Genomic DNA, 22497 nt, shown 5'->3' with positions numbered 1-22497 from the left:
TCTACCGCCCCAGTCTGTATCCGAAGTCATCCGGAAAAATAACTTTTATGTTGTCTACAATTGCATCCACATCTTCTGGTCCTCTGATCTCATTCTTAAGGAATATGGATCTTCTGTCCTTCAGGGAGTAGAATCTCACAGTAAGGACATATCTGTCACTTTCCTTTCTGCAAAGTATCCCAGCTGGTACGGAACAGCCAAGATCAAGTTCTTCAACCACCTTTCTTTCGATCCTCATCTCCTGCATTGTCTGTTCATGTGAAATCTTATTCATTATTCTTGAAATTTCTGAATTTCTTCTTGAAATTATGCAGATGATCCCCTGGTTGGGGGCAGGCACAAATTCATCTGTAGGTAGGGAATATGAATTTTCTTTAATTCCAAGCCTCTCAAGTCCTGCTTTTGCAAGGACTATCCCATCATATTCCCCTTTTTTCAATTTACTGATTCTGGTATCAACATTGCCTCTTATGTCCACCGCATTTATTTTCTGGTTTGAACAGACCAGTGATCTTATTCTTCGTATGCTGGAGGTACCAATTTTTGATCCTTCAGGCAATTCGCCAAGAGGGAATTTGGAAATCAGGACATCCTCTGGGGGAGCCCTCTCAAGAACAGCAGAGATTTCAAGATCTGGATGTATTAATGACGGTACATCCTTTGCACTGTGCACAACTGCTTCTACTGTACCGTCAAGTACCTTATTGTTTAATTCCTCCACAAATACTCCAGTCCCTTTCATTCTGTAAAGTGGGACGCTTCTATCAATATCACCTTTTGAACTCAGTTTCACGATCTTGGAATTGATCCCTAGGGAAAGTAGTTCTGATCTTACCATCTTCGTCTGAGCAATTGCAAGATGGCTGGATCTGGACCCAAGTGAGATGTCTTCTTCATCATGTTTATTCAAAGCCGGACACCCCTACAATCTTGAAAGACATGAAACTGAATTAGATATCAATATTTACTTCTTGGGAATCATACGTTCAATGTTATCCAATCCAGGCGTTTCAGTACGTAAAGAGAAGGCTGACTCAATCATATCATTTCTTTTACACCACAATATATTAGAAAAGAATCTGAAAATTAGGCAGGATGGTGATACTGTGTATATACCAATCAAATCAGAAGCTGGCTCTTCAATATTAAACATTAAAACAGGGAGATACCAGTTTAGTAAAAGAATTAATGGAAGGAATCCTTATAATGAAATCATTTCTGAACTTAAGAATTCAGGCATAAATCCAGAATCAGTTCCTCATAAATGGATAGTATATGGGGACTCCGTAATACTCAGGCTTTCCGGTAGCATGAAGAATAAGAAAAAAATAGGTGAGGCATTTATTAAGGCAACGGGGTGTTCATCCGTATACGGGATCATGGGAGGAGTGAAGAACAGGGACAGAGTACCTGCAATTTCTCTAATTGCAGGAAAAGGTGGAGAAATCCACCATCTGGAAAACGGTGTAATATACATATTTGATCCTGAAAAAGTCATGTTTTCTCCAGGGAATGTCAACGAGAGGCATAATTTCCTCAATTTGATAAGAGATGGGGAGAAAGTGCTGGACATGTTTGCAGGTATAGGTTATTTTTCCCTTCAGATTGCAAGGCACACAAAAGCTTCGTCTGTTCACTGCGTTGATATAAATCCTCTATCTCTGGAGTACCTGAGAAAAAGTGCCATATGGAACAGGCTGGACCAGATAATAGAAACTCACCTGGGTGATTGCAGAATTACTGTCCCTGATATCAGGGCCGACATCATTTTAATGGGCAATTTTTCATCCATTGAATACATTGCACACGGAATAATGAGATTGAAGAATAATGGGAGAATAATAGTTCACTTCCTTGTTTCAACAGAGGAGATTGAAACATGCAGTGAACACATTATAAGCAAAATAAGGAGGCTTGGGGTCAGGTGTTCAGTGGAAGGCCTCCACCGTGTAAAGTCATATGCACCAAATCTCTGGCATATTTCTGCTTACTTACGAATCATGAAGTACACAGGGCAGGGGTCGGACGTAGAGGCTGGATAATTTGGGAAATTATAAATAACATATTATTATGATACGCTGTGGTTGTAAGAAAAAGATTTGTTAAAAACTTCAGACAGAAAAGTCATCAGGATCCTGTAAAACAGAAACGAAGCAAGAAACTGGATATGAGAAAGACAGATGAATTCAATTTCCTTCTCGGCAAGATTGTGGACCCGCTACCAGAAAGCATCAAAGGCGCTATTAAGGGGAGTGTCTACTCTATTGCATCAAAACAGGGTACTAAAGAGGTCAAGGACTATATCTCAAAGAAACACAGCGAAGGGATCATAGACAATGAAACTGAGAAGAAACTGATGGATCTCGTAGCTGATTATACCAAATACAGATAATTTAAGACTGAACATGAATGAACTCCAGGAAAGGGTGGAAAAATACCTAAAGATAGAGGAAGAAGCCCTTAAAAAAATAAAGATTATAGCTCCAAAGGACTCCTATTCCGAAGTAATGGGCAGAGATGCAATGGAGATGATCTCCAGCTATTTCAGTGATGCAAAATACTTTTACGGTAAAGGTGACTTCATCAATGCATTTGCAGCAATAAATTATTCTTATGGTTGGATTGATTCAATGATCAGGCTTGGGATTTTTGATGGAGATTCCGATCACCGTTTATTTACACTCTTCAGATGACATTATGTTTTACCCGGTATTTCATTGAATAAAATATGAATCGCAACCTTTAAGACTGTCGCTTTAATAATCCGCCTACACTTCAGTCTATGAAGAAAGATTGATTATTGACCAGTGCATTACGCATCTGTCGCAATTTCAGTCGTGTAATCTTAAATTAAAAGGATGATCAAATGGCAAAACCGAAAACAAAGGAACCTGAGGCACCTAAAACAGAAGGGAAGAAGGAAACCAAAAAGAACGTAAAGAGGGAGGATTTTCAGTACATAGTCCGTATAGCTGGCCGTGACATTAATGGTGAGAGGCAGCTTGTACTGGCCTTGGCTGATCTGAAGGGAATAGGGGTGAGACTATCCACAGCAATTCTAAACAAACTAAATCTTCCGAAAACAAAAAAAATAGGTGAATTGAAAGAAGAAGATATAGAAAAGATAAGGCAGTTTATAGAATCAAAGGAGTATGCTGGATTTCCGGCATGGACATTAAATCACAGGAATGAAACTGTTTCGGGGAAGAATTTCAATCTTGTATCAAACGACCTTGAAATAATGATCCAGGATGATATAAATCTTATGAAAAAGATAAAATCATACAAAGGATTGAGACATGATAAAGGTAAAACAGTAAGGGGTCAGCGAACAAGATCAAATGGAAGAAAAGGTCTAAGTGTTGGTGTCATCAGAAAGAAAGAGGGGACACAAGGGGGTAATTGATTGGGAGATCCAAAATTTCCGAAAAAGAAATACGCAACACCAAGGCATCCTTGGGAAAAAGAAAGGATAGATTCAGAGAAGGAGATAGTTGTAAAATACGGTCTCAAGAATAAGAGGGAGTTGTGGAAGAGTCAGGCTATGCTGGAATCGGTCAGGAGTCAGGCAAGAAAACTACAGGCAAAACTCAGGACAGAAGACCAGTTTTCCCAGAAACAGTTCCAGGATCTCATAAAGAGATTGAGCAGATACAGCATACTTGGGGAGAATGCCTCACTTGATGATGTACTGTCACTCTCCATAGACGATATCCTTCAAAGAAGACTGCAGACCATTGTTTTCAGGAAAAACCTTGCCAGGACTCCAAAGCAGGCAAGGCAGATCATAACACATGGACATGTTGAGTTCGATGGAAGAAGAGTGAATGTCCCTGGCATAATGGTTGAGGGGTCAAAGGAAGAGAGTATAAGATACAGCGAGAGATCTGCACTCAATGATGATCTTCACCCAATAAGGCAGGTACTTCTCAACGGATCGCAGGTCCAGCACAGGGAGAGTATTCAGGAAGAAGCTAAAGCGGTAAACGGAGAGAATAGACGATGAATAAAACAGGAATAGCCCATATTTTCGCATCACAGAACAATACCATAATACTTGTAACAGACACCACTGGTGCCGAAACCTTTGCAAAAGCTACCGGCGGTATGGTGGTGAAGAACGACAGAGACGAATCCAGCCCATATGCGGCTATGAAGGCAGCAGATCTTATTGCTGAAAAACTCAGGGAGAAAGAAATTTCAGACCTTATAATCAAGGTGAGGGCGCCAGGAGGAAACAAGTCAAAAATACCCGGACCGGGGGCTCAATCGGCAATAAGGGCACTTTCAAGGGCAGGGTTCAAGATCATCAGGATTGAAGAGGTAACACCTATCGCCCACGATGGAACCAAGAAAAAGGGCGGAAAGAGAGGCAGGAGAGTTTAATCAGATGTCCCTCAAGTTGATTGAAGTTAAGGATAGATATATCAGGTTTTCAATCGATGGAATTACTCCTACAATAGCAAACGCTCTCAGAAGAACACTTATAAATGACATACCAAAACTGGCCATAGATAAGGTTACGTTTCATCACGGACAGATAAGGGATGCTGAGGGAAATGTTTATGATTCGTCCCTCCCTCTTTTTGACGAGATCGTTGCCCACAGGCTCTCACTGGTACCTCTTGTATCCGATCTTTCAATGAATTTCAGGGATCAGTGCATATGCGAAGGAAAGGGCTGTGCACTATGTACAATGACATACTCAATAAACAAAATAGGGCCTGGATCAGTATCTTCGGGAGATATGCAACCCTTAGGGAACCCGGAACTCGTGCCAGCAGACAGGGAAATACCAATAGTGAAGCTTGGAAAAAATCAAGCCATTCTGGTCAGTGCAGAAGCCGTGCTGGGTCGGGGAAAAGATCATGCAAAATGGCAGGTAACATCAGCAGTATCATACAAATATCATAGGGAATATATTGTTAAAAAGGACCAGGTTGAGAACTGGGCAGTATTTAAGGAAAAATGTCCTAATTCAGTTGTTAAGGAGACTGCAAAGGAAATCATTTTCTCTGACGACACACCATGCAGATGGATAAGAGAGCTTCTTGACACTAAAAATGTGGATGTGAGGGAAGATGACACCACATACATATTCAAATTCGAAACAGATGGTTCCCTTAAGGCAATAGACGTCTTGGAATACGCTCTTAAGAGAATTCCTCAGAGGCTTAATATCCTTCTCGAAAGCCTTTCGGCTGTGGACTGATTTCTGTATTGAGTAAAATGTTCTGAGTAGATATTAGTCAAATTTTGAAAAATTAAATAAGATCAGGCTGCTGGGTCATACTTATATACGGTTTTCATTTTTCCTTACATTCATGACATCATACTATAATAATCTGGAATCCATTGGAAAGGAAGCCATGGAAGCACTTAATTCAATGCTTGACAGGGAAGTACGATTTGATGTTACAGGAATGGGGGCTGATGGAACAGCAACAAAAGTCCCGGACAAAATCTGCGAGGACATCCTCATAAACCGTGTGAAAGAACTGGACCTTCCATTCAATATAATATCAGAAGAGGTAGGGATGGTGGAGAGAGGGTATAGAGACTACATGCTGGTAGATCCTCTCGACGGAACATACAATGCCCTTAATGGAATACCATTTTATTCAATATCTATTGCAACAATGGGGGTAGAGTTTAAAACTTTGAATACAGGGTTTATCATGAATCTTGTAAACGGCGACACATATTATTCAGAAAAGGGACACGGTGTTCGGAAAAATGGAAAAGCAGCCTTTCCATCCAGAACAGGAAGCTACATAATCAATATTGGGAGCCAACCAGATCCATTTACGTCCAGAATTATTAAAATGGGAGGGAGAAGGAGAATATTGGGCTGTGCTTCACTGGAGATGGCCCTCGTGGCCACCGGATCAGCTGATCTTGTTTCCTATATGTCACCTGAGAGCAGGATAAGAAATATCGATGTTGCGGCAGGAACTGCAATGATAAGGGAAGCAGGAGGCGAAGTTCTCGATTCAGACCACATGCCTCTGAATATGGGTCTGGATGTGACATTAAGGGGGAAATTTTATGCCTCATGCAACAAGGATTTGTTGGAGGAACTTAGATGAGGATTGCATTTGTGGTGCGGAAAGACTGCAAACGATGTTCCAATGTAATGAAGAGGATAGTGGACATACTCCCTAACGAATGGGAAAAAATTTACGAAAGCGAAGCCTCAAAATATCTCAATACAAAGGGAAGAGATCTTGAAAAACTGGACGCTGACATCATCATAGCTATCGGGGGCGACGGCACCGCTCTTCGTGCCCTTCAGCTTGCAAGAGGGCCAATCCTGGGAATTAATATGGGGAGCCTTGGTTTTCTCAATGAGGTGGAGATAGGCGATGTGGAAAGTTCCATTTACCGCATAATACGGGGAGAGTACAGTATCGAGAAAACCATGAAGCTTTCAGTGAGGATAAACGGAGTGGAGGTTGAGGAGTGCACAAATGAGGTAGTCATCCACACAGCAAAGATCTCCAAGATCAGGAAATTCAAGATCTATGTTTCAGATCATTTTGTGGATGGAACAAATGCAGATGGAGTCATTATTGCAACTCCCATAGGTTCCACCTCATATTCATATAGCGCTGGAGGACCTCTTGTAATGCCATCAATGGACGCAATGGTCATATCATACCTTGCGCCTTTCGGGACAAGAGCAAGGCCCATAGTGGCGTCTCCTGCTGAAACAATAAAGATCAAGCTTGTTGGTAAAGACCAGCAGTGCACCGTAATACTTGACGGGCAGGTTGAATATCCAATTAACAGCTCAGATATAGTTGAGATAGGCGTTTCCAAGCACAGAGCCCAGTTTGTAACCCTCAGGCAGTCATTTTATGAAAGAATAAGGGAGAAACTCATAAAATATGTGGTCAATTAGGAGAAGAACTCTCATCATGATAATGGAGGCGTCGAAGGACAGCATGCCAAAGGAATTCGGCGCCCTGCTCAGGGCAGAAGGCGATATAATTTACGAGATAGCACTTATGCCGGGTACAATCCAGGGCGACCGGCATACTATGTTCTATTTATACAACAAGCCCATCGATTTCACACTGGTGGGTTCTGTACACTCTCATCCTTCCGGCGTCACACTCCCGTCAGACGAAGACAAGCACATGTTCTCCAATACAGGACCCATACACATAATTGTGGGTTACCCATTTACTCCTAGCAGCTATTCCGCTTACAACAGGAAGGCACAGAGGGTAGATCTCAGGGTCATTTAGGAAAAAGATAAAATGCTATAAATGAAATAATCATGATCTGTCCAGTATCTCCCTTTCATCATTTTCGTACTGTTGATATCCAATATTGCTGTAAAAATCAGAACGGGTCATCAGCATATCCATCAAACCTGTCTGAGTTCCTTCCCTAAAAAGTTTTCCATACACTGTTTCCATTGTCTTCAGCGTTGCCCTGAAAGCCGTAAGTGGGAAGATAGCCATGCTATACCCCATCTTTTCCAGATCTTCTGTTGAAATGAGTGGGCTCTTTCCGAACTCTGTCATATTGGCAAGGAGGGGAGCTTTTACCGACTTTGCAAACTTCCTGAATTCATCATGGCTTTCAAGCGCTTCCGAGAAAATGACATCAGCCCCCGCTTCAATGTAAGAGTTTGCCCTTTCAATTGCATCATCAATGCCGTTAACAGATCTTGCATCTGTTCTTGCAATTATAACAAAATCGGGGTCCTTGCGGGACTGGGTAGCGCTGATGATCTTTTTTATCATCTCATCCGGTTCAACAATCTTCTTCCCGTTCAGATGCCCGCATCTCTTTGGGAGAACCTGATCCTCAAGGTGCATTCCAGCAGCTCCAGATCTCTCCAGCAGCCTTACTGTTCGGGAAACGTTCATGGTCTCCCCGAAGCCTGTGTCTGCATCAACTATTATGGGTATTGGCGTTATTGACGTTATTTTTTGTACTTCAAATGCAACCTCAGTAAGCGTGGTGACAGAAAGATCTGGTAAACCCATGACACCTGCAACAGCGGACCCGGAAAGATAACCTGCCTTGAAACCAGCTCTTTCTGCCAGAATTGCCGAAATTCCATCAAAAACGCCGGGAATGCTTATGAAACCTGCCTTCATGAGTTCTCTGAATCCTCTGGGACCCAGGTTAACATTATCTCTCATTCTTGACATTTGACATCACCTCAAAAAGATCAACAACATCTCTTTTATCCAGAGATCTGACAACATCAAAAAGATCTTTTGCATCTTTTTCTTCCATTATACTAATTCCTTTGTTCAGCAAATCTTCCCAGCTGTAAGGATTCTTATAATGTCCTTTGGGTACTGTTATCTCTTTTTCATACTCACCGATTGAGGTTTTCACATTAATCCTCACCGGAAGAGATCCAGGATACATCTTATTGAATCTATCTGAAACTGTGAACTTGGTCATGTCTATCTTTGAGAGAATCTTTTTGTCATTAAGATACTTGGAATCGTAGGCATCTAGGCCAGGCCTTCCGTATGTTAGGCAGTAGGCAATTATGTAAGGCATACTGTGGTCGGCCGTCTCCTTGGTTTTTGGACGCAATTTTTCAGGGTCTTTGATAATGATCCTGTTGGCAACCTCAAAAGTCTCAACCTCAATGCCTGTGATTTCCCCTTTAATGCTTTCTCTGAGTTGAAGTGCAGCCTCTGCAGCACTCATTGCATGATATTCAACAGGATAGTTCTTTATCATGGTCTGAAGTATGTGATTTTTGCTAAAGTCAAGTGAGAATGGTCCGGAAACCTGTCTGAAGAAACCCATTTCACCGCTGAAAATTGGTGAAGGGCCCGTAAAGCCGGAATCTGCAAGAAGAGCAGCAAATACAGAGTTTCTTGATGCGTTTGAAGCCGTGCACCCCTTCCACATGCTCAATTCACCTGATCTGGTCTGTCTCAGGCTTATATTGTTATTTATGGCCAGATTCAGTGTATTTATAAATTTGTCACTTTCATGGTCCATTATGGAAGATAACCCTGCTGCTGCTGATATGGAGATATACGTAACATGATCCCATCCTCTATCTCTGATGGAAACTGCATCCGAGAGTGCACCAATTACCTGGTAAGCAGCCTCTAAGGATCTTATTGTATCTTGACCGTTAGATTCAAGGGTTTCAGCCATTGCAAGAACCGGCGGTATGTTATCCGAAGGATGCAGCGCCTCCTTTGAAAGATAAGTGTCGCTGAAATCATGGTATCTGGTCATGCTTCCGTTGATAAGCGTGGCAACATCCACTGCAGCCTGCTGCCTGGTGAAATATATTGTAGAATTTCGCTTTCCGGAAGAAGGGAGAAGGGAAGCCCTCTCAATAACTATGGGTTGGGCATTAATGGATCCATAAGCTACATAAATGGAATCCAGTATTCTCTTCTTTATCTCATCTGCAGTTTCATCTCCCATTCCGTGTGACATTATTTTCCTTGAGTTCTCAAAAATAAGGTTGGCTGTTTCATCCATGGAAGGAAATATCCTGGAGAAATAAAGATATTACCTAAAAGAGAGATATTCTTATAATGGAAAAGCAGATTCAAGCTTTCTCATGTCATCTTCATCCATAACCCAGTCTGCTGCAGCAGCGTTATCAAGTACATGATTCCTTGATGAAGCACGTGGAATGGGAAATATAAGGTCGCTCTTGGTTATGAGCCAGTTAAGTGCCATCTGTGCTGTGCTCTTTATCCCGTATTTCTCAAATATATGGTTCAAAAGTTCAGGGGGCCAGTTGGACTGTGAAATCAGTTTACCATGGCCAAGAGGGTAATAAGGAAGAACAGCAATTCTGTTTTCCCGGCAGTAGGGAAGCAGATTCTTTTCAAAATCCCTCCTTGAGAGGTTATAGGGCATCTGGGTGGAAGCAATCTCATACTTTTTCATGGCTGACTGGGCATCTTTTGTTTTCTGGAGGTTAAAATTGCTTATTCCAATATGCCTTATCTTGCCTTCGTCAACAAGTTTTTCCATTGCTTTCATCGTCTCCCTGATGTCAACACGTTTGCTGGGAAAATGTATCTGGTACAGATCTATATATGATGTTCCAAGGTTTCTGAGACTCCTGTTGCAGGATTTGATCACAGAATCATATTTCAGGTGGTTGAAAAAGACCTTTGTTGCGATGAAAAGATCGTCTCTCTTCCTCTCTGCAATTGACTGCGAAACAAGCTTTTCAGTCCCATAGAGTTCAGCTGTGTCAATGAGGTTAATGCCGGCATCAAGTCCGGCTTTAACTGCATCCACATGTTCCTTTTCACCTTTCTTGAGACCAAAAACTTTAGCCCCTAATATCCACAGAGGATCATAATATGTACCCATGCCTATCACTGAGCATTTGAATCCAGTTTTGCCAAATTCCCTGTATATCATATGAACTATGTATGGCTGATACGCATAAAAGGGCTTTTATCATGATGCTTCAAAAGCGAAATTAACGGCGAAATTGCATGACCATGCACTAAAACCTTAAGAGCAGATTCGTCTATAAAACTTAAATGAAATACGACATAGAAAGAGGTATGGGATACATGGGGGAAAATGTTCCCGAATATTTTGAGGAGATCATTGAAACCCATGGGATTTTTAGAAATTTTAAGTCTCATGCAATGTATACCATAGAGAATAATTATATACTGTATTGTTTTAGTTGTATTCCCATTGCACATAATGGAGGTATTCATTAATGATATCGATAGGAGTAGATCTTGGATATGGAGATACGAAGGTTGTAGGTGAGAATGGAAAGCGGGAGAAATTCCCCTCTAGATGGGCCCCACAAGAAAACAGGGATTGGGGTATGGGCGGTAACGCCACAGTCTTGAGCATAAACGATGAAGATCCATTTGTGTTCGGAGAGAACGCAACAGGTTCGACAGTACGTGAACCGCAGGGAGACGGAAGGCTTTCAGATCCGGATTCATACCCTCTTCTGGCTGGAGCTCTATGGTTGAGCGGGGTTGGAGGATCGGACAGCACAACAAGTATAGTTCTTGGCAGTGGAACCCCTCTTGGTACATTTGAGCATGAAGTTGCCGCAGCAAGAGAAGCCCTCCAGGGGAAAGAGATAGCAATAAAAGGCGGAAATGGCGAAGTCAAAAGATTCATGATTTCCAGAATGGTCATGAGGCCGCAAGGAGTAGGGGCTGCACTGTATCTCTTAGAACAGGGACTGCTGAAGCAGCAGGTGGGCTTTGGCCTTGTAATAGATATCGGTTCAAGAACAACTGATGTCCTGACAATAAATCTGAAGAACATGGAACCAATAGTACCAATGTCCTTCAGTATACAGGCTGGTGTTGGAGACGCAGTCACTGCAGTGGGAAAGGCAATAGCAAAGGAGACAGGCTTTGTTGTCCCAACTGATATAGCCAGAGAAGCTCTTGCAAACCCGGTTTTCTTCAAACAGAGAGAGGTTGGAGGGCCGAAAGTTTCAGAACCAATACTGAGGGCCCTTACATCAAAAATACTTGATAAGCTAAGGGAGAATCTCAGAGAAGAGCTGGACAGGGTAAGTGCACTAATACCAGTTGGCGGAGGATCTGCCCTCATAGGAAAGAAATTGGAAGTACTGGCTCCTGGAACACTCATAGATATCCCTCCAGGCGATGTGCAGTTTGCAAACGCCCTTGGGTACAGGGATGCGGCAGCAAGGTCCCAGTGACCTCACTTCCAGAATTTTTTATATCCATACCTGTCTTTCCATTATACTTTGGGATCCAGGGAATGATTGCCAGGGACTGAAAAGATGAAATCTGATGCAACAGAGGAGAATTCTGTTGTGGAAAAAAAAGAAAGGGAAAACCGGATTACCTTAACCAAGGAAGACCTTACAGCCATAGACCTGATCAGGGTAACCGGTGAATCTGACGCGGATGTAATAAAGAGAGCTTTGCAGGAATCATTAGAATACGGTATCTTAAAGCAAGTTTTGAATATAATCGATGGAAGACTGGACGATCTGCTCAGGCAGGTAAAGGGAGATTCCAGTTACATGGCAGCCCTTACAACACAGATGAACTCCTCAACTATTCCTGTTCCCGAAGAACTTAAGAAAAGGGAGAAGGATGTAGATCGCAAGGAGATTGAGAACCTTAAGAAAAAACTGGAAGGAAAATGGTCCGAAGTCGGAGACTTTGTGATAAAATAGGATAAGTTATCCTAATGCAAATCTCAACTAAAACCCTGTAGAGTTAAACAGAGGGTTTAGAGAACTTCAATCTTGGACCATAAGAAAGAGATCTGAAAACAGGTAAAAGAGATCCGTGGAATATGGATAACACTGAATTGAAATATATTTTTTAGGCTTAAGAGAAAAATGGGGAAGATAATAATGGCGGTCAAACCCGAATATATTGTACAGGAATGGCACTGGAGGTTCAGTATTACAATAGTATGAGGGGAATGAAATATGCATATTGAATTGTGCAACACCCTTATAAATCTGGAAACTTTTAAAAGTGATTTATATTATAGGTCCTCGTACCATGGACATACTCTTAGCACTTCTCGGAATTCTGGTATTCTCTCTGATTCTCGGAGAGCTCTTCGAAAAATTTAAACTTCCTGCTGTACCGGGAGAACTGATTAGCGGTGTAATACTTGGTCCGGCTATTCTTAACTGGATACAGCCTAATGAAGTCCTTAACGGTTTCTCTGAGGTATCACTTTTTTTCATCGTTCTTCTCATAGGGGTGGAAGTCACAGTTGATCTCATCAGGAAAAACACATCCAAAGGTTTCGGATTTACAATAACTAGCTTCATCATTCCAGTAACTCTGATGTTTGTCGTCTCTTTCTATCTGTTTCATTTACACATCCTACAAGCGCTTGCACTATCCGTTTCAGTAGGGGTGCCTTCCATATCCATAATATCAGTGATCATAAAACAGTATAATCTGCTGGAAACATTAGACGGTCGCATAATTCTTGCCAGCGTTGTTTTTACTGATATTATAGCGTTTTCAATAATAAGCATTGAGACTGATTTCATAAAAATCTTATACATTATTCCGGCAATTGCTATATTCCTGGTCATTTTATTCATACTGGATAATTACATTAAAAAAAATACAGACGCCGTTGTGGGGATATTCAAGAAGCTACATGCAGGGGATAGGGGGGAGAAGATAATCTTCGGTTCAGTGATCATAAGCGGGCTCCTCGTTGCAAGCATATTTCAATTTCTTGGAGTCTCATATATACTGGGAGCTTTCTTTGCCGGTATGATTATAAGTGAGGTCATGGTGGGTAAGGAACTTCAGGGGATACTCACAAGAACACTTAACAGGATCAACGAAGGCTTCTTCATACCCATATTTTTTGGAATTGCAGGTCTCCTGGTCATAGTACCAGAAAAATCTTACATTCTTCTGGCAGTGGTCTTGAGTTCTGTAAGTATCCTTGTGGGCGGTGGGCTTACATACTTCAGGTCAGGTAAGATACTGAAGATGGTCAGGAGAAGAACCACTGCAGGAATACTTGGGGGGAGAGGGGCAGTGGGCATAATCATCGCAACCATAGCCGTAAACCAAAACATAATAAACCCTGAAATGTACACAATAGCGGTAATTTCGACAATAATAATCTCAGTAATTATGACACCATTTGTACAGCGTCAGTACAGGGATTCTTATGAAAAGCTGTCAGAATTCCAAACATGAATTGCCAATGAAATATTCTGTATTGCTATTTTGGCCTAAGATTTCCACCAGAAGGTGCACCGGGTTGTCTCATTCTCATAAGTATTGAATAAAGAGGCCAGCTCTTGCGGTCTCCTTTGTCACCAACTTCTTCCAGCCTTAGGAATAGGAGTGATGAGGCAAACCTTCCAACAAATACGATCATATACCCGGCAAAAAGGGCCTCTCTCAGTGGGTATATGGTAAGGAAAAATGTAAGAAGATATCCCCCTATTATGGCTCCTGCAAAATATATGCCGCCATTGAACCCATTAAGGATTGACATGTACTCTCCCTTATGTTCTGTTGGAACCACATCCATCAAGTACGAGGTCATAACTGTACTCTGAATGGCACCCACAAAGCCACTGTATACTTCCAGTATAATAAACTCATTAAAGGAGAAGAAAAGTGCATACATTACAGGGATAAGGCACAGCATAACCCTGTTGGCAAATATCAGCGGTATGCGGTTGAATTTGTCCACGACCCTGCCCATAAAGATCTGTGAAACTATGCTGGATACAAGTGAAACTACAGTAAGGGTTGCAACTATTCTCAGGGAAAAATGCATAACTGAAACTATTGTTATGGGAAACATTGGCCATGCCATTGACCAGAAAAGGGACTGCACGTTTGTTGCAACGAAATATTTATAGAAAGACCTGTTTTTTTTCAGACTTCTAAGTGTCTTCATAAAGTTTGCTGTAATTCTGGTTTGAAATTTCTTTTCCTTTAGCCTGAACGCAAGTATTGTAGATACAATATATGCAGCCGAGGCAGCACCAAAGGGAATGATTATGTCAGATGTAACATCGGAACTGAAGAGAAATATCATTACAGATACAGAAATTATAGTCCCGATTGAAGCAAGGTTGTTGATTCTTGAGAGGAAGTGTCCCCTGCTGCTTGTTGATATGTTATCTGCTATGAATGAATACCAGTTCACTGCTATCATTGCACTGAAAAGGGACAGAAGTGCGTAGGCAATGATCAGGGTGACCGGCGTTCTTATAAATGCCATGATCAGCCATAGTATGGCGCTGGCTACGCTTCCTGCAATGATAAACGGAGCCCTTCTTCCAAATCGATCGCTGATCCTTCCCCAAATCAGCTGGCCAGAGTTACTGAGAGAATTAGAGGAAGATTGAAGCCAGCCCATCTCTGCCGCAGACGCTCCAATATAAACTCCAAAAACACCGACAAATGTGGCAGCAGCTGTTGCTCCGGAAGCAATTACAAAGGATCGGATAGCAATTAAGGTCTCATTTTTCATTTGTATCGGAAATTTATTCCCTAGAAAAGCCATGTTAAATAATCTTTTCATAATACCATGAAATTACACAATTTTTCCCGCTTAAACAATTGTAGGGAATCTGTCACATAAGGAAAGGGGAGACATAGGGTTGAAAATATGGAAATAAGCAAAGCCCTGATGAATTAATAACACGAAATAGATAAAAAAAGCTTTCTCTGGCCATTTGCCACTGATATCTACTATTTTCTTATTGAAAATTCTTTTATTGCTTCAAGAACAATGTTAATCTGCATCAGAGCCGGGGCTCCTTTCATAAGTGCGGCTATGTAGGAAGATTCCAGTATTTCCTCCTCAGTTGCTCCACTCTCTAGAGCATTTTTCACATGATATGGTATGCACCATTCACACTGAGTGGCCACTGCAAGTGAAACAGCAATGAGCTCTTTTTCTTTCATGGAAAGTTTACCTGGGGTTAGAACAGCTTTGTTGAATTCCATGAAACCTGAAGTTTCCTTCGGCATTTTCTCTGATAATTCCTTGAACAGCCCTCCAATTTCATTGACTTTCTTTACTGATAACGTCTCTGTCACTATTCTCAATCATGAACCACATTAAAAAGTTTCTAATTCTGATATGAGACAAACTATTGAGTTTTTAAATTTTATAAACTGAAAATCTCATACTTCTCTCTATCAAAGTGAAATAATCAAATAGGCTATCAAAAGAACAGCTATCAAGAGGATTATTATGCCTGCAGCAATAACTCCCACGGAAGATGGAAGGAAATCACCGCTTTCTATGCTTTTTTTATTTCTCAAAAAGCTCCTAAGGGCCATCAACTGAAGAAATCCTCCTGCTACAACAAGCACAATTCCAGTAGCCGATGAAAAATGGTAGGATGTACTGGGAGCATTTGGAACAAGTTCCCTAATTATTATCCCAAACTTCGCAACCACAAACCCCAACGCCATTACTGTTATGCCAGTCCTGACCCATGCAAGATAGGTACGTTCGTTGGCCATGTGGTCGGTTACAGTTGCAAGTGTGTCTTTCCCTTGATCCGTAAAGCAAAATGTCGTTATAGTATATAAAACAGCGAATAAGGTAATTCACCTCATTTTAAGGAATTTTACTGAAAGCAATTAGATCAATTGGATGCAAATGCATGGCTTGACTTACAAATAAAGGTTCAGGCAACCCTTCTGCTGAATATTTTCTCGATTATCTTTTTTTCTGCCTTTCTTATGTGGTACAGTGTGGTCACCTTAGAAATGCCATTCTCCATTGATATATCCTCCAGATCATTCACCCTTGGCCATTCAAAGTAGCCACCAGAAAAAGCAGCCTTCATTATGCCGATCTCTTTATCGGTCAGTCCATAAAGAGAAGGATAAACAGAGGAGAATATATTTCTGGTCATAATTTCAGCGAAGGAAACTTTATCCAGCGTGTACCGCTCAACCTTGTTATGTTGATTGACTTTTTCAAGAAGTGTTTCAAGCCTGGCCTTTTCCTGTGAAACAACCCTGAATGTTTCCACGCCAGCAGAAGCAACGATGGGGAATAAGGGAAACACGTCTTCTTCAAATATGTCTTTCAGCATTCCATGCCCGGTTTTAAGGGCATCCACGAAAATGTTGTTCTCGTATCTGCTGACATTGAATTTCTGAAGATCATCTTTCATGACTGCAAAAACGTCTTCAGCACCTCTTGCAGGCATCATGATCAAAATATGGTTGGTCTCCCCTGAAACAATTCTTGCATTCTGTATCAATATTGGATGCCTGCCGTAATTGCTTGATCTTGCAAGGCTGCATAGGCCGCTTACTCTCATCTCCAAGAAAAACATTCCTTGATCCATATCTAAGGGGGTTAAAACCTTTTTTATTGGAAAGGAATATGTATTAAGAAAGCAATGAAGATCCATGGAGAATAACCTGACGTCTGCAGAGAAGATTTTTTCAAGGATATCCGCAAAGGATGTTAAGGCAGGGGAATTTGTATGGGGAGAACCCGATCTGGCCTACATGCATGACGTTCTAGGGCCCTTAACTATTGAAACAATGAAGAAAATAAATGGGGAAAAGGTTAATTTTAAAGGTAAGGTGGTAGTTGTCAATGACCATATATACCCACCAAAAGACAGTGCCAGTGCAAATAATATTCGCAACATGTCAGACTTTGCTAAGAAGGAGGGCTGGGATATAGTCCCCTATGGTGAGGGGATAGAACACACTTTACTCATTGAGAACAACATAATACGGGAGGGAATGCTGGTAGTTGGGACCGACTCACATACTGTGACTGCCGGGGCTGCAGGTGCAATGGGAGTAGGTCTTGGATCAACAGACATGGCTGCGCTTCTATCTATTGGAAAGATTTGGTTCAAGGTCCCTGAAACAATCCTCATAAGAGTTACAGGAAGGAAAAAAAGGTATATTGCGGGTAAAGACCTCATACTGAAGGCAATGTCTATTCTTGGAACCAATGGTGCAAACTACAAGAGCATTGAGTTCAGAATTGAAAGGGAATGCGAAATGAACAGGGACGATGACCTCTCAATAGCAAACATGACAGTTGAGGCAGGGGCAAAGACATCAATAATATTCAACGAGGGGCATAGCGTGAAAAACACATGGCTGAAGAGCGATGAATACTCAAATTTAAAAGTCATGAAAATTGATCTATCAAACATAGATCCACTGATTTCCTTTCCGTTCTCCCCCGGCAATGTCGCAAAAGCAGAAGAATATGCTGGAACACGTATAGATCAAGTTTATATCGGGAATTGTTCAAACGGGACAATTTCAGATCTAAGGGAAGCGGCGGAGATGCTTAAGGGAAATACCGTCAAGGATTATGTCAAGATGATTGTTGTTCCGGCCACCAGGAAAATCTACAAGGAGGCCATAAAGGAAGGAATTATTGATATATTCCTGGATGCAGGTGCCACTGTGGCTCCTCCAACATGTGGTGCATGTGCAGGGCTTCACATGGGCGTTCTTGCAAAGGGTGAAGTCTGCATAACAAACATTAACAGGAATTTCCGTGGAAGAATGGGCGATCCCGAGAGCAAGGTGTTCATATCCAATTCCTACGTGGCAGCTGCCAGTGCAGTTGAAGGCAGAATAACAGTACCGGGTGAGTGAATGGCAAGAGTATTTCTTATGGGAAACGACATTGACACTGATACTATAGCTCCGGGAGGATACCTTCACCTTCCTCTGGAACAACAGATGTCACACTGCCTTGAATCTGTCTATCCAAATTTTTCCCATCTGGTAAGGGTTGGGGATGTAGTTGTTGCCGGTGAGAATTTTGGAAGCGGGTCTTCCCGGGAACAGGCACCCTTGATCCTGAAACGTCTCGGAATAAGAATGGTCCTTGCAAAAAGCTTTTCCAGGCTTTTCTTCAGAAATGCCATAAATGTTGGCCTTTACCCTGGCATACTTAAGGATACATCTGCATTCAGAGATGGTGAAGAAGTTCAGATCGACATGGAAAATCACAGGGTAATTTCCTCAGGAGGCCAGTGGATTTTCATGCCTCTTAGTGGAATTGCCCTTGACATAATAAATTCTGGAGGCATGGTGGAGTTCGCCAGGACAATGGTGGGCAAAAACTAGATAATGCCTTTTTCCTGAAAACTACAAACATCGGACTTTGTATACCCAAGTGCATACAGAACCTCCTCATTGTGCTGACCAAGATTTGGAACCGCCTCATTCCTGTTTGGAGACACAGGGACGGCAGGCATATGCATTGTTTTGCCTGAAAACTCCACCCTGTTCATGAATTTGAGGGCACCAGGGTCCATGAGAAGATCCCAGGGTCTCCGCAGGAAGGAATATACAATCCCCTTTTCTGAAAGTCCTTTTTCAATTGTAGCCGAATCCAATCTTCCTATGATTTCCTGTAATCTTGGAATCAGTATCTCCCTGTTTTCAAATCTTACGGCGTTTGTGGCATATTTTTTTCTCTCTTCCTGATCAATGCCAAGAATTCCAGAAAACTTCTCCCACTGTTCATCAGTTGTTACTGCGATAAATATTTTTTTTAAATCGGAGGTTTCAAAGAAATCATATATTCCCCATGCAAATCCAGCTTCATTGATGGGATCAAGTTCTTTCCCTGTGACCTGATATGTAGCAATGTGCTGACCTATCATGAACATGGCATTTTGAAAAAGAGAAGAATCCACCATTTTACCCTCTCCACTTTTCTCGCGTTCCAGAAGCGCATTGTATATCCCGACAACTGCCATGGTGGCGGAAAACATATCTACTAGTGAGGCTCCAACCCTAAGTGGCCGGTTCTTTAGGCCGGTCATGAAAGCAATTCCAGAGTCTATCTCAATTGGATAGTCCAGCGATTTCCTCTCTTTTCCTTCATCAGACCGATAGCCTCTTATTGTTGCATATATAAGTCCTCTGTTCATTTTGTGTATCTTCTCATAATCCAGATGAAGCTTCATGAGAAAATCCGAGCTGAAGTTGTCAATGATCACATCTGCACTCATTATTAATTTTTTAAGAATTTCAATCCCCTCATTTGTCTTTAGATTCAGGGTCACACTCTTTTTCAGTCGGTTGTAGTACGGAAATGAACCTGAACTCTGACCGGTAAGATTCCTCGAAATATCTCCAGTTACAGGTCTTTCCACTTTTATGACTTCAAATCCCATCTCCGCAAGAATGAGACCCGCGGTTGGTCCGGCGACTATATGGCCAAGTTCAATCACTCTGTACATACCTTCCTGCCTCCTCAATTATTTCTGCCGCAGGTATAGTCCTTCCCTCTTCAGCTGAAATATTCTTAATATTCTCAATAAGTGAAGTTAGATCCTGATCATCTATGCTAAGTCTGTTTGCCTCCAATATGCGTTTGATCATGGACCTTCCGGTGTAAACATTCACGGAAAATCTTGTTCCACCAAACACATCAGAAAAAGCTGCGTGAGTGCCTGCAGTGTGTGTGGAGATATTATCTCCTATATTGGGAAGGTTGTTCTTGAAAAATGATAGGCCAGCTTTCCCGATTATAATGTTTAGCATCTCCTCAGAGAAAGATCTCATGTGGTCAACGCTTTCTTTGTCTATGAGTCCTGTGTCAAGAAGATACTGTGCTATGGTCAGCGTGTCAGTTATTCCGTTTCTTTCTCCTATGCCAAGGAATGTTGTATCCACATAGTCACATCCTGCCTCAATTCCAGCAATAGCATTTGCAACTGAAAGCCCATGATCATTGTGGCAGTGTATCTCAATTTTTGAATCTGTTATTCTCTTCGCCTGGGCTACAATTTCACTTATTATTTTGGGATTCGCCTTTCCCTTGGTGTCGGGGAGCTGAATTGTGTGCACATCAAGATCAGAGAGTCTTTTTACTATCTTCATGAGTTGATTGATCCCGTACTGCGTCACATCAACAACTGCAACTTCTGTTAACCAGTCCAGAGAAACAGCATATTTTATGGAATCGTAGACTTCATCCAAACTATTGTACTTGAAGGGAAAATGAAGGGATATGTGAGCCCCACTGGAATGTATGCGGTCTATATCTGAGTTAATAGCCCTGCCCAGTCCATACACTTCCCCAAACCTGTTTCTGGACGATAGGTATTTCGCTATTTCCCATTCAGATTGGTGTGCTGAAGGGTATGAGACAAGTATTCTGCTGATACCGCAACTGGATATTTTATCCGCAAGTTTTTTCTTCTCCTCAGTGCTGAAACTAATTCCCGGCCCCTGCATTCCTTCTCTTAGGGTATCGTCCGATATCATAATACAAAATTTGAGATCGTTATATAAATATAGACGCTAATGGATTAGTAGGTTTATAAAATAAAAAAAGTAAATAAATTTAATTTGCTATCTGTTCCACAAACTTTCTTGTTGTACTCTTTGGACCTAGAGTAATAAGTACCAGTGAGACAATAGCAACTAATATCCAGACAAATGTGAATATTCCTGGTGCGTTGTGAGAACCTATAAAAAATACAATGAACAGAACCAGAATTGTTGTGGATATCCTGCTAATTGAATATACGAAACCTGCTGCAGTGGTCCTTACTCTTGTGGGAAATACCTCAGCATTGTATTGATGCAAGAAATTTGAAAAGTTCCAGAGCATGAAAGCTGTTAAGAAACCAAATAACACTGCCTCGTCAAATCCGTGTATAACCGCAAAGAATGTTCCAAAAACACCTCCAAGAACCGCAAAAAGGATAATTCCCCACTTTCTTTCTATCTTGTCTATTATAAATATATTGAATATGCTTCCAACAAGGAATCCTGAAAATATCACAGCTGCGCCTCCGAGGGGATCACTCTTAGGGTATGACACAACGACAAGACCGGGAGCAAAAGTAGCAAACCCATAAAAAATTCCAGACTGGAAAAACATGAAAATGGCCATCATTATTGTGGTCTTTCTTACGTCCGGTGCAAATATGTCTTTGTATTTAGAAACTCTAACCGGCACCTCGAATTTATCAGAAATAGGTGGCAGTTCTTTAATTCCATTCTCCCTCTTAACCTCAGCCTCTATGTTGTCCATCATTTCCTGGGCTTCCTTCAGTTTTCCATGGTTGGCCAGCCATCGAGGAGATTCCTTAAGTCTGAATCTTAATATCCATACTGCTATCCCGGCAGCACCCATGAACCATAGTGGTATCCTGAAAGAATAATACCCCATACTGGATGTTAAGGAAGTTATATAGACTATCAATGGGGCGGCCGTAACAGCTATAGTGTAAATTAAAGCGAGCCAAGCTCCCCTGTTTTTACCGGTGAAAACTTCTGTGCCATAGCTGTCCACAAGAGGAAATTCGCCTCCAACTCCAATTCCACCTATGAGCACAAAAATGGCCACAAGTTGCCAATCCATCATGAATCCGGCAATGATCATGCCAATACCAAAAATCAACTGATTGTACAGAAAGACCGCCTTCCTTCCCCTGGTGTCTGCCAGTCTTCCAAAAAATATGGAACCTATAAATTCCCCTACGAAGAAGAATGCGGGAAGGGCGTAAATCGAGAGATTACCAGTCAACCCGAAAGTTGTTGCTACAAGTCCAAGAATAGCACCATTCCCTAAGAGCATAAGACTCTCGGCCCATTCGCCACTAGTCAGCATAAGGGCGAATTTCACATGAAACCTGCTGAAGGGGAGTCTTTCCAGCCTACCAGCAATATTTTCCGAATTTGAATTTTGTTCCACCATACCAAAATATAATGGCTTGAGGTATAAATAGTTAGATTCTAACCTGTTAGCATGATCCATAATTAAGCATATCTGGGATAGCCATCAAAATTCTTCTTTAGTAAATAAAGACCATATTACAATCAATTCCGACATCATTCGATATCTGGCAGACATGTTGGAATGGAACTCATTGACAATGCCTTTTCTTACCTTTATATCATGGATATTTACATACCTTGTCCTTAGTTTTAGTCCATTATATCAATTTTACTATTTCAGATATCATTTTATTAAAAATCCTTCATTCTTTATTCTTTAAAAGGTAGTTTCTGGAAACAT

Annotated in this window: 27 protein-coding genes; 16 read left to right on the top strand and 11 right to left on the bottom strand. The window is 41.5% G+C overall.

All coding sequences use genetic code 11. The features are described 5' to 3' along the window. Position 1 precedes the first annotated feature (1 nt). The gene (hemC, locus tag OXIME_RS01105) at positions 2 to 910 is read right to left on the bottom strand and encodes a hydroxymethylbilane synthase (RefSeq protein WP_393971650.1); all 909 of its coding nucleotides are present in this window, start codon (positions 908 to 910) and stop codon (positions 2 to 4) included. Between the two features lie 79 nt (positions 911 to 989). On the opposite strand from hemC, the gene OXIME_RS01100 reads away from it, so the two are divergent. The 10 genes from OXIME_RS01100 (at position 990) to OXIME_RS01055 (ending at position 7253) form a co-directional block, all read left to right on the top strand. After that, positions 990 to 2042 (top strand): class I SAM-dependent methyltransferase, encoded by a 1053-nt coding sequence (locus OXIME_RS01100; RefSeq protein WP_393971649.1) that lies wholly within the window; start codon positions 990 to 992, stop codon positions 2040 to 2042. A 38-nt stretch (positions 2043 to 2080) separates the two neighbouring features. Beyond that, the gene (locus OXIME_RS01095) at positions 2081 to 2392 is read left to right on the top strand and encodes a hypothetical protein (protein ID WP_393971648.1); all 312 of its coding nucleotides are present in this window, start codon (positions 2081 to 2083) and stop codon (positions 2390 to 2392) included. A 13-nt stretch (positions 2393 to 2405) separates the two neighbouring features. Next, positions 2406 to 2693, top strand: coding sequence for a DUF357 domain-containing protein (locus tag OXIME_RS01090; RefSeq protein ID WP_393971647.1), 288 nt, complete (start codon positions 2406 to 2408; stop codon positions 2691 to 2693). 173 nt (positions 2694 to 2866) lie between these two features. Further along, positions 2867 to 3406 carry a 30S ribosomal protein S13 gene (locus OXIME_RS01085; protein WP_393971646.1) on the top strand — a complete coding sequence of 180 codons (540 nt, stop codon included), beginning with the start codon at positions 2867 to 2869 and terminating at the stop codon, positions 3404 to 3406. Then, the gene (locus OXIME_RS01080) at positions 3407 to 4006 is read left to right on the top strand and encodes a 30S ribosomal protein S4 (RefSeq protein WP_393971645.1); all 600 of its coding nucleotides are present in this window, start codon (positions 3407 to 3409) and stop codon (positions 4004 to 4006) included. Beyond that, a complete protein-coding gene (locus OXIME_RS01075; RefSeq protein WP_393971644.1) occupies positions 4003 to 4386 on the top strand; it encodes a 30S ribosomal protein S11 in 384 nt (127 codons plus the stop codon). The genes OXIME_RS01080 and OXIME_RS01075 overlap by 4 nt, the downstream gene beginning before the upstream one ends. Then, complete coding sequence (locus OXIME_RS01070; protein WP_393971643.1) at positions 4343 to 5212, top strand: DNA-directed RNA polymerase subunit D; 870 nt, start codon at positions 4343 to 4345, stop codon at positions 5210 to 5212. Before OXIME_RS01075 ends, OXIME_RS01070 begins: the two co-directional genes overlap by 44 nt. 112 nt (positions 5213 to 5324) lie before the next feature. After that, positions 5325 to 6089 (top strand): inositol monophosphatase family protein, encoded by a 765-nt coding sequence (locus tag OXIME_RS01065; protein ID WP_393971642.1) that lies wholly within the window; start codon positions 5325 to 5327, stop codon positions 6087 to 6089. 11 nt (positions 6090 to 6100) lie between these two features. Continuing rightward, positions 6101 to 6904: an NAD(+) kinase gene (locus OXIME_RS01060; RefSeq protein WP_393971641.1), complete on the top strand. Its 804-nt coding sequence runs from the start codon at positions 6101 to 6103 to the stop codon at positions 6902 to 6904. Beyond that, on the top strand, positions 6891 to 7253 hold the full coding sequence (locus OXIME_RS01055) for a Mov34/MPN/PAD-1 family protein (RefSeq protein WP_393971640.1): 363 nt from the start codon (positions 6891 to 6893) through the stop codon (positions 7251 to 7253). Before OXIME_RS01060 ends, OXIME_RS01055 begins: the two co-directional genes overlap by 14 nt. 30 nt (positions 7254 to 7283) lie before the next feature. On the opposite strand, the gene prpB is transcribed toward OXIME_RS01055, so the two are convergent. Genes prpB through OXIME_RS01040 form a run of 3 tightly spaced genes read right to left on the bottom strand, consistent with a single transcriptional unit; the run spans position 7284 to position 10389 of the window. Beyond that, positions 7284 to 8171 (bottom strand): methylisocitrate lyase, encoded by an 888-nt coding sequence (gene prpB / locus OXIME_RS01050; RefSeq protein ID WP_393971639.1) that lies wholly within the window; start codon positions 8169 to 8171, stop codon positions 7284 to 7286. Then, positions 8152 to 9486 carry an MmgE/PrpD family protein gene (locus OXIME_RS01045; RefSeq protein WP_393971638.1) on the bottom strand — a complete coding sequence of 445 codons (1335 nt, stop codon included), beginning with the start codon at positions 9484 to 9486 and terminating at the stop codon, positions 8152 to 8154. Before OXIME_RS01045 ends, prpB begins: the two co-directional genes overlap by 20 nt. 51 nt (positions 9487 to 9537) lie before the next feature. Beyond that, entirely contained in the window at positions 9538 to 10389 is an 852-nt protein-coding gene (locus tag OXIME_RS01040) for an aldo/keto reductase (RefSeq protein ID WP_393971637.1), read from the bottom strand. Positions 10390 to 10514: 125 nt separating this feature from the next. Between OXIME_RS01040 and OXIME_RS01035 the strand changes: the two genes are divergently transcribed. The 4 genes from OXIME_RS01035 (at position 10515) to OXIME_RS01020 (ending at position 13679) form a co-directional block, all read left to right on the top strand. Then, complete coding sequence (locus OXIME_RS01035; protein WP_393971636.1) at positions 10515 to 10703, top strand: hypothetical protein; 189 nt, start codon at positions 10515 to 10517, stop codon at positions 10701 to 10703. Then, positions 10703 to 11680, top strand: a complete 978-nt coding sequence (locus OXIME_RS01030) for an Archaeal actin-like protein (protein ID WP_393971635.1) — start codon at positions 10703 to 10705, stop codon at positions 11678 to 11680. The genes OXIME_RS01035 and OXIME_RS01030 overlap by 1 nt, the downstream gene beginning before the upstream one ends. A gap of 84 nt (positions 11681 to 11764) precedes the next feature. After that, positions 11765 to 12166 (top strand): hypothetical protein, encoded by a 402-nt coding sequence (locus OXIME_RS01025; RefSeq protein WP_393971634.1) that lies wholly within the window; start codon positions 11765 to 11767, stop codon positions 12164 to 12166. Positions 12167 to 12503: 337 nt separating this feature from the next. After that, the gene (locus OXIME_RS01020) at positions 12504 to 13679 is read left to right on the top strand and encodes a cation:proton antiporter (RefSeq protein WP_393971633.1); all 1176 of its coding nucleotides are present in this window, start codon (positions 12504 to 12506) and stop codon (positions 13677 to 13679) included. 25 nt (positions 13680 to 13704) lie between these two features. On the opposite strand, the gene OXIME_RS01015 is transcribed toward OXIME_RS01020, so the two are convergent. The 4 genes from OXIME_RS01015 to OXIME_RS01000 all read right to left on the bottom strand — a co-directional run bounded on the left by OXIME_RS01015 (position 13705) and on the right by OXIME_RS01000 (position 16789). Continuing rightward, on the bottom strand, positions 13705 to 14973 hold the full coding sequence (locus tag OXIME_RS01015) for an MFS transporter (protein ID WP_393971632.1): 1269 nt from the start codon (positions 14971 to 14973) through the stop codon (positions 13705 to 13707). 221 nt (positions 14974 to 15194) lie between these two features. Beyond that, positions 15195 to 15545, bottom strand: a complete 351-nt coding sequence (locus tag OXIME_RS01010; RefSeq protein ID WP_393971631.1) for a carboxymuconolactone decarboxylase family protein — start codon at positions 15543 to 15545, stop codon at positions 15195 to 15197. A gap of 102 nt (positions 15546 to 15647) precedes the next feature. Then, complete coding sequence (locus OXIME_RS01005; protein ID WP_393971630.1) at positions 15648 to 15977, bottom strand: YidH family protein; 330 nt, start codon at positions 15975 to 15977, stop codon at positions 15648 to 15650. A 167-nt stretch (positions 15978 to 16144) separates the two neighbouring features. Beyond that, positions 16145 to 16789 carry a helix-turn-helix domain-containing protein gene (locus OXIME_RS01000; protein ID WP_393972226.1) on the bottom strand — a complete coding sequence of 215 codons (645 nt, stop codon included), beginning with the start codon at positions 16787 to 16789 and terminating at the stop codon, positions 16145 to 16147. A gap of 91 nt (positions 16790 to 16880) precedes the next feature. On the opposite strand from OXIME_RS01000, the gene OXIME_RS00995 reads away from it, so the two are divergent. Both OXIME_RS00995 and OXIME_RS00990 read left to right on the top strand, forming a co-directional pair. After that, entirely contained in the window at positions 16881 to 18104 is a 1224-nt protein-coding gene (locus tag OXIME_RS00995; protein ID WP_393971629.1) for an aconitase/3-isopropylmalate dehydratase large subunit family protein, read from the top strand. Further along, the gene (locus OXIME_RS00990; protein ID WP_393971628.1) at positions 18105 to 18581 is read left to right on the top strand and encodes a 3-isopropylmalate dehydratase; all 477 of its coding nucleotides are present in this window, start codon (positions 18105 to 18107) and stop codon (positions 18579 to 18581) included. Here the strand turns inward: OXIME_RS00990 and OXIME_RS00985 are convergent. The 3 genes from OXIME_RS00985 to OXIME_RS00975 all read right to left on the bottom strand — a co-directional run bounded on the left by OXIME_RS00985 (position 18578) and on the right by OXIME_RS00975 (position 22176). Further along, complete coding sequence (locus OXIME_RS00985; protein ID WP_393971627.1) at positions 18578 to 19705, bottom strand: CaiB/BaiF CoA transferase family protein; 1128 nt, start codon at positions 19703 to 19705, stop codon at positions 18578 to 18580. The genes OXIME_RS00990 and OXIME_RS00985 overlap by 4 nt on opposite strands. Continuing rightward, positions 19689 to 20735 (bottom strand): hypothetical protein, encoded by a 1047-nt coding sequence (locus OXIME_RS00980; protein WP_393971626.1) that lies wholly within the window; start codon positions 20733 to 20735, stop codon positions 19689 to 19691. The genes OXIME_RS00985 and OXIME_RS00980 overlap by 17 nt, the downstream gene beginning before the upstream one ends. A gap of 79 nt (positions 20736 to 20814) precedes the next feature. After that, the gene (locus OXIME_RS00975) at positions 20815 to 22176 is read right to left on the bottom strand and encodes an MFS transporter (RefSeq protein WP_393971625.1); all 1362 of its coding nucleotides are present in this window, start codon (positions 22174 to 22176) and stop codon (positions 20815 to 20817) included. Between the last annotated feature and the right edge of the window lie 321 nt (positions 22177 to 22497).

The sequence above is a fragment of the Oxyplasma meridianum genome, from assembly GCF_038024865.1.
GTDB lineage: Archaea > Thermoplasmatota > Thermoplasmata > Thermoplasmatales > Thermoplasmataceae > Oxyplasma > Oxyplasma meridianum.
The sequence above is the reverse complement of the archived record's forward strand: the minus strand, read 5'-3'. Positions and strand labels throughout refer to the sequence as shown.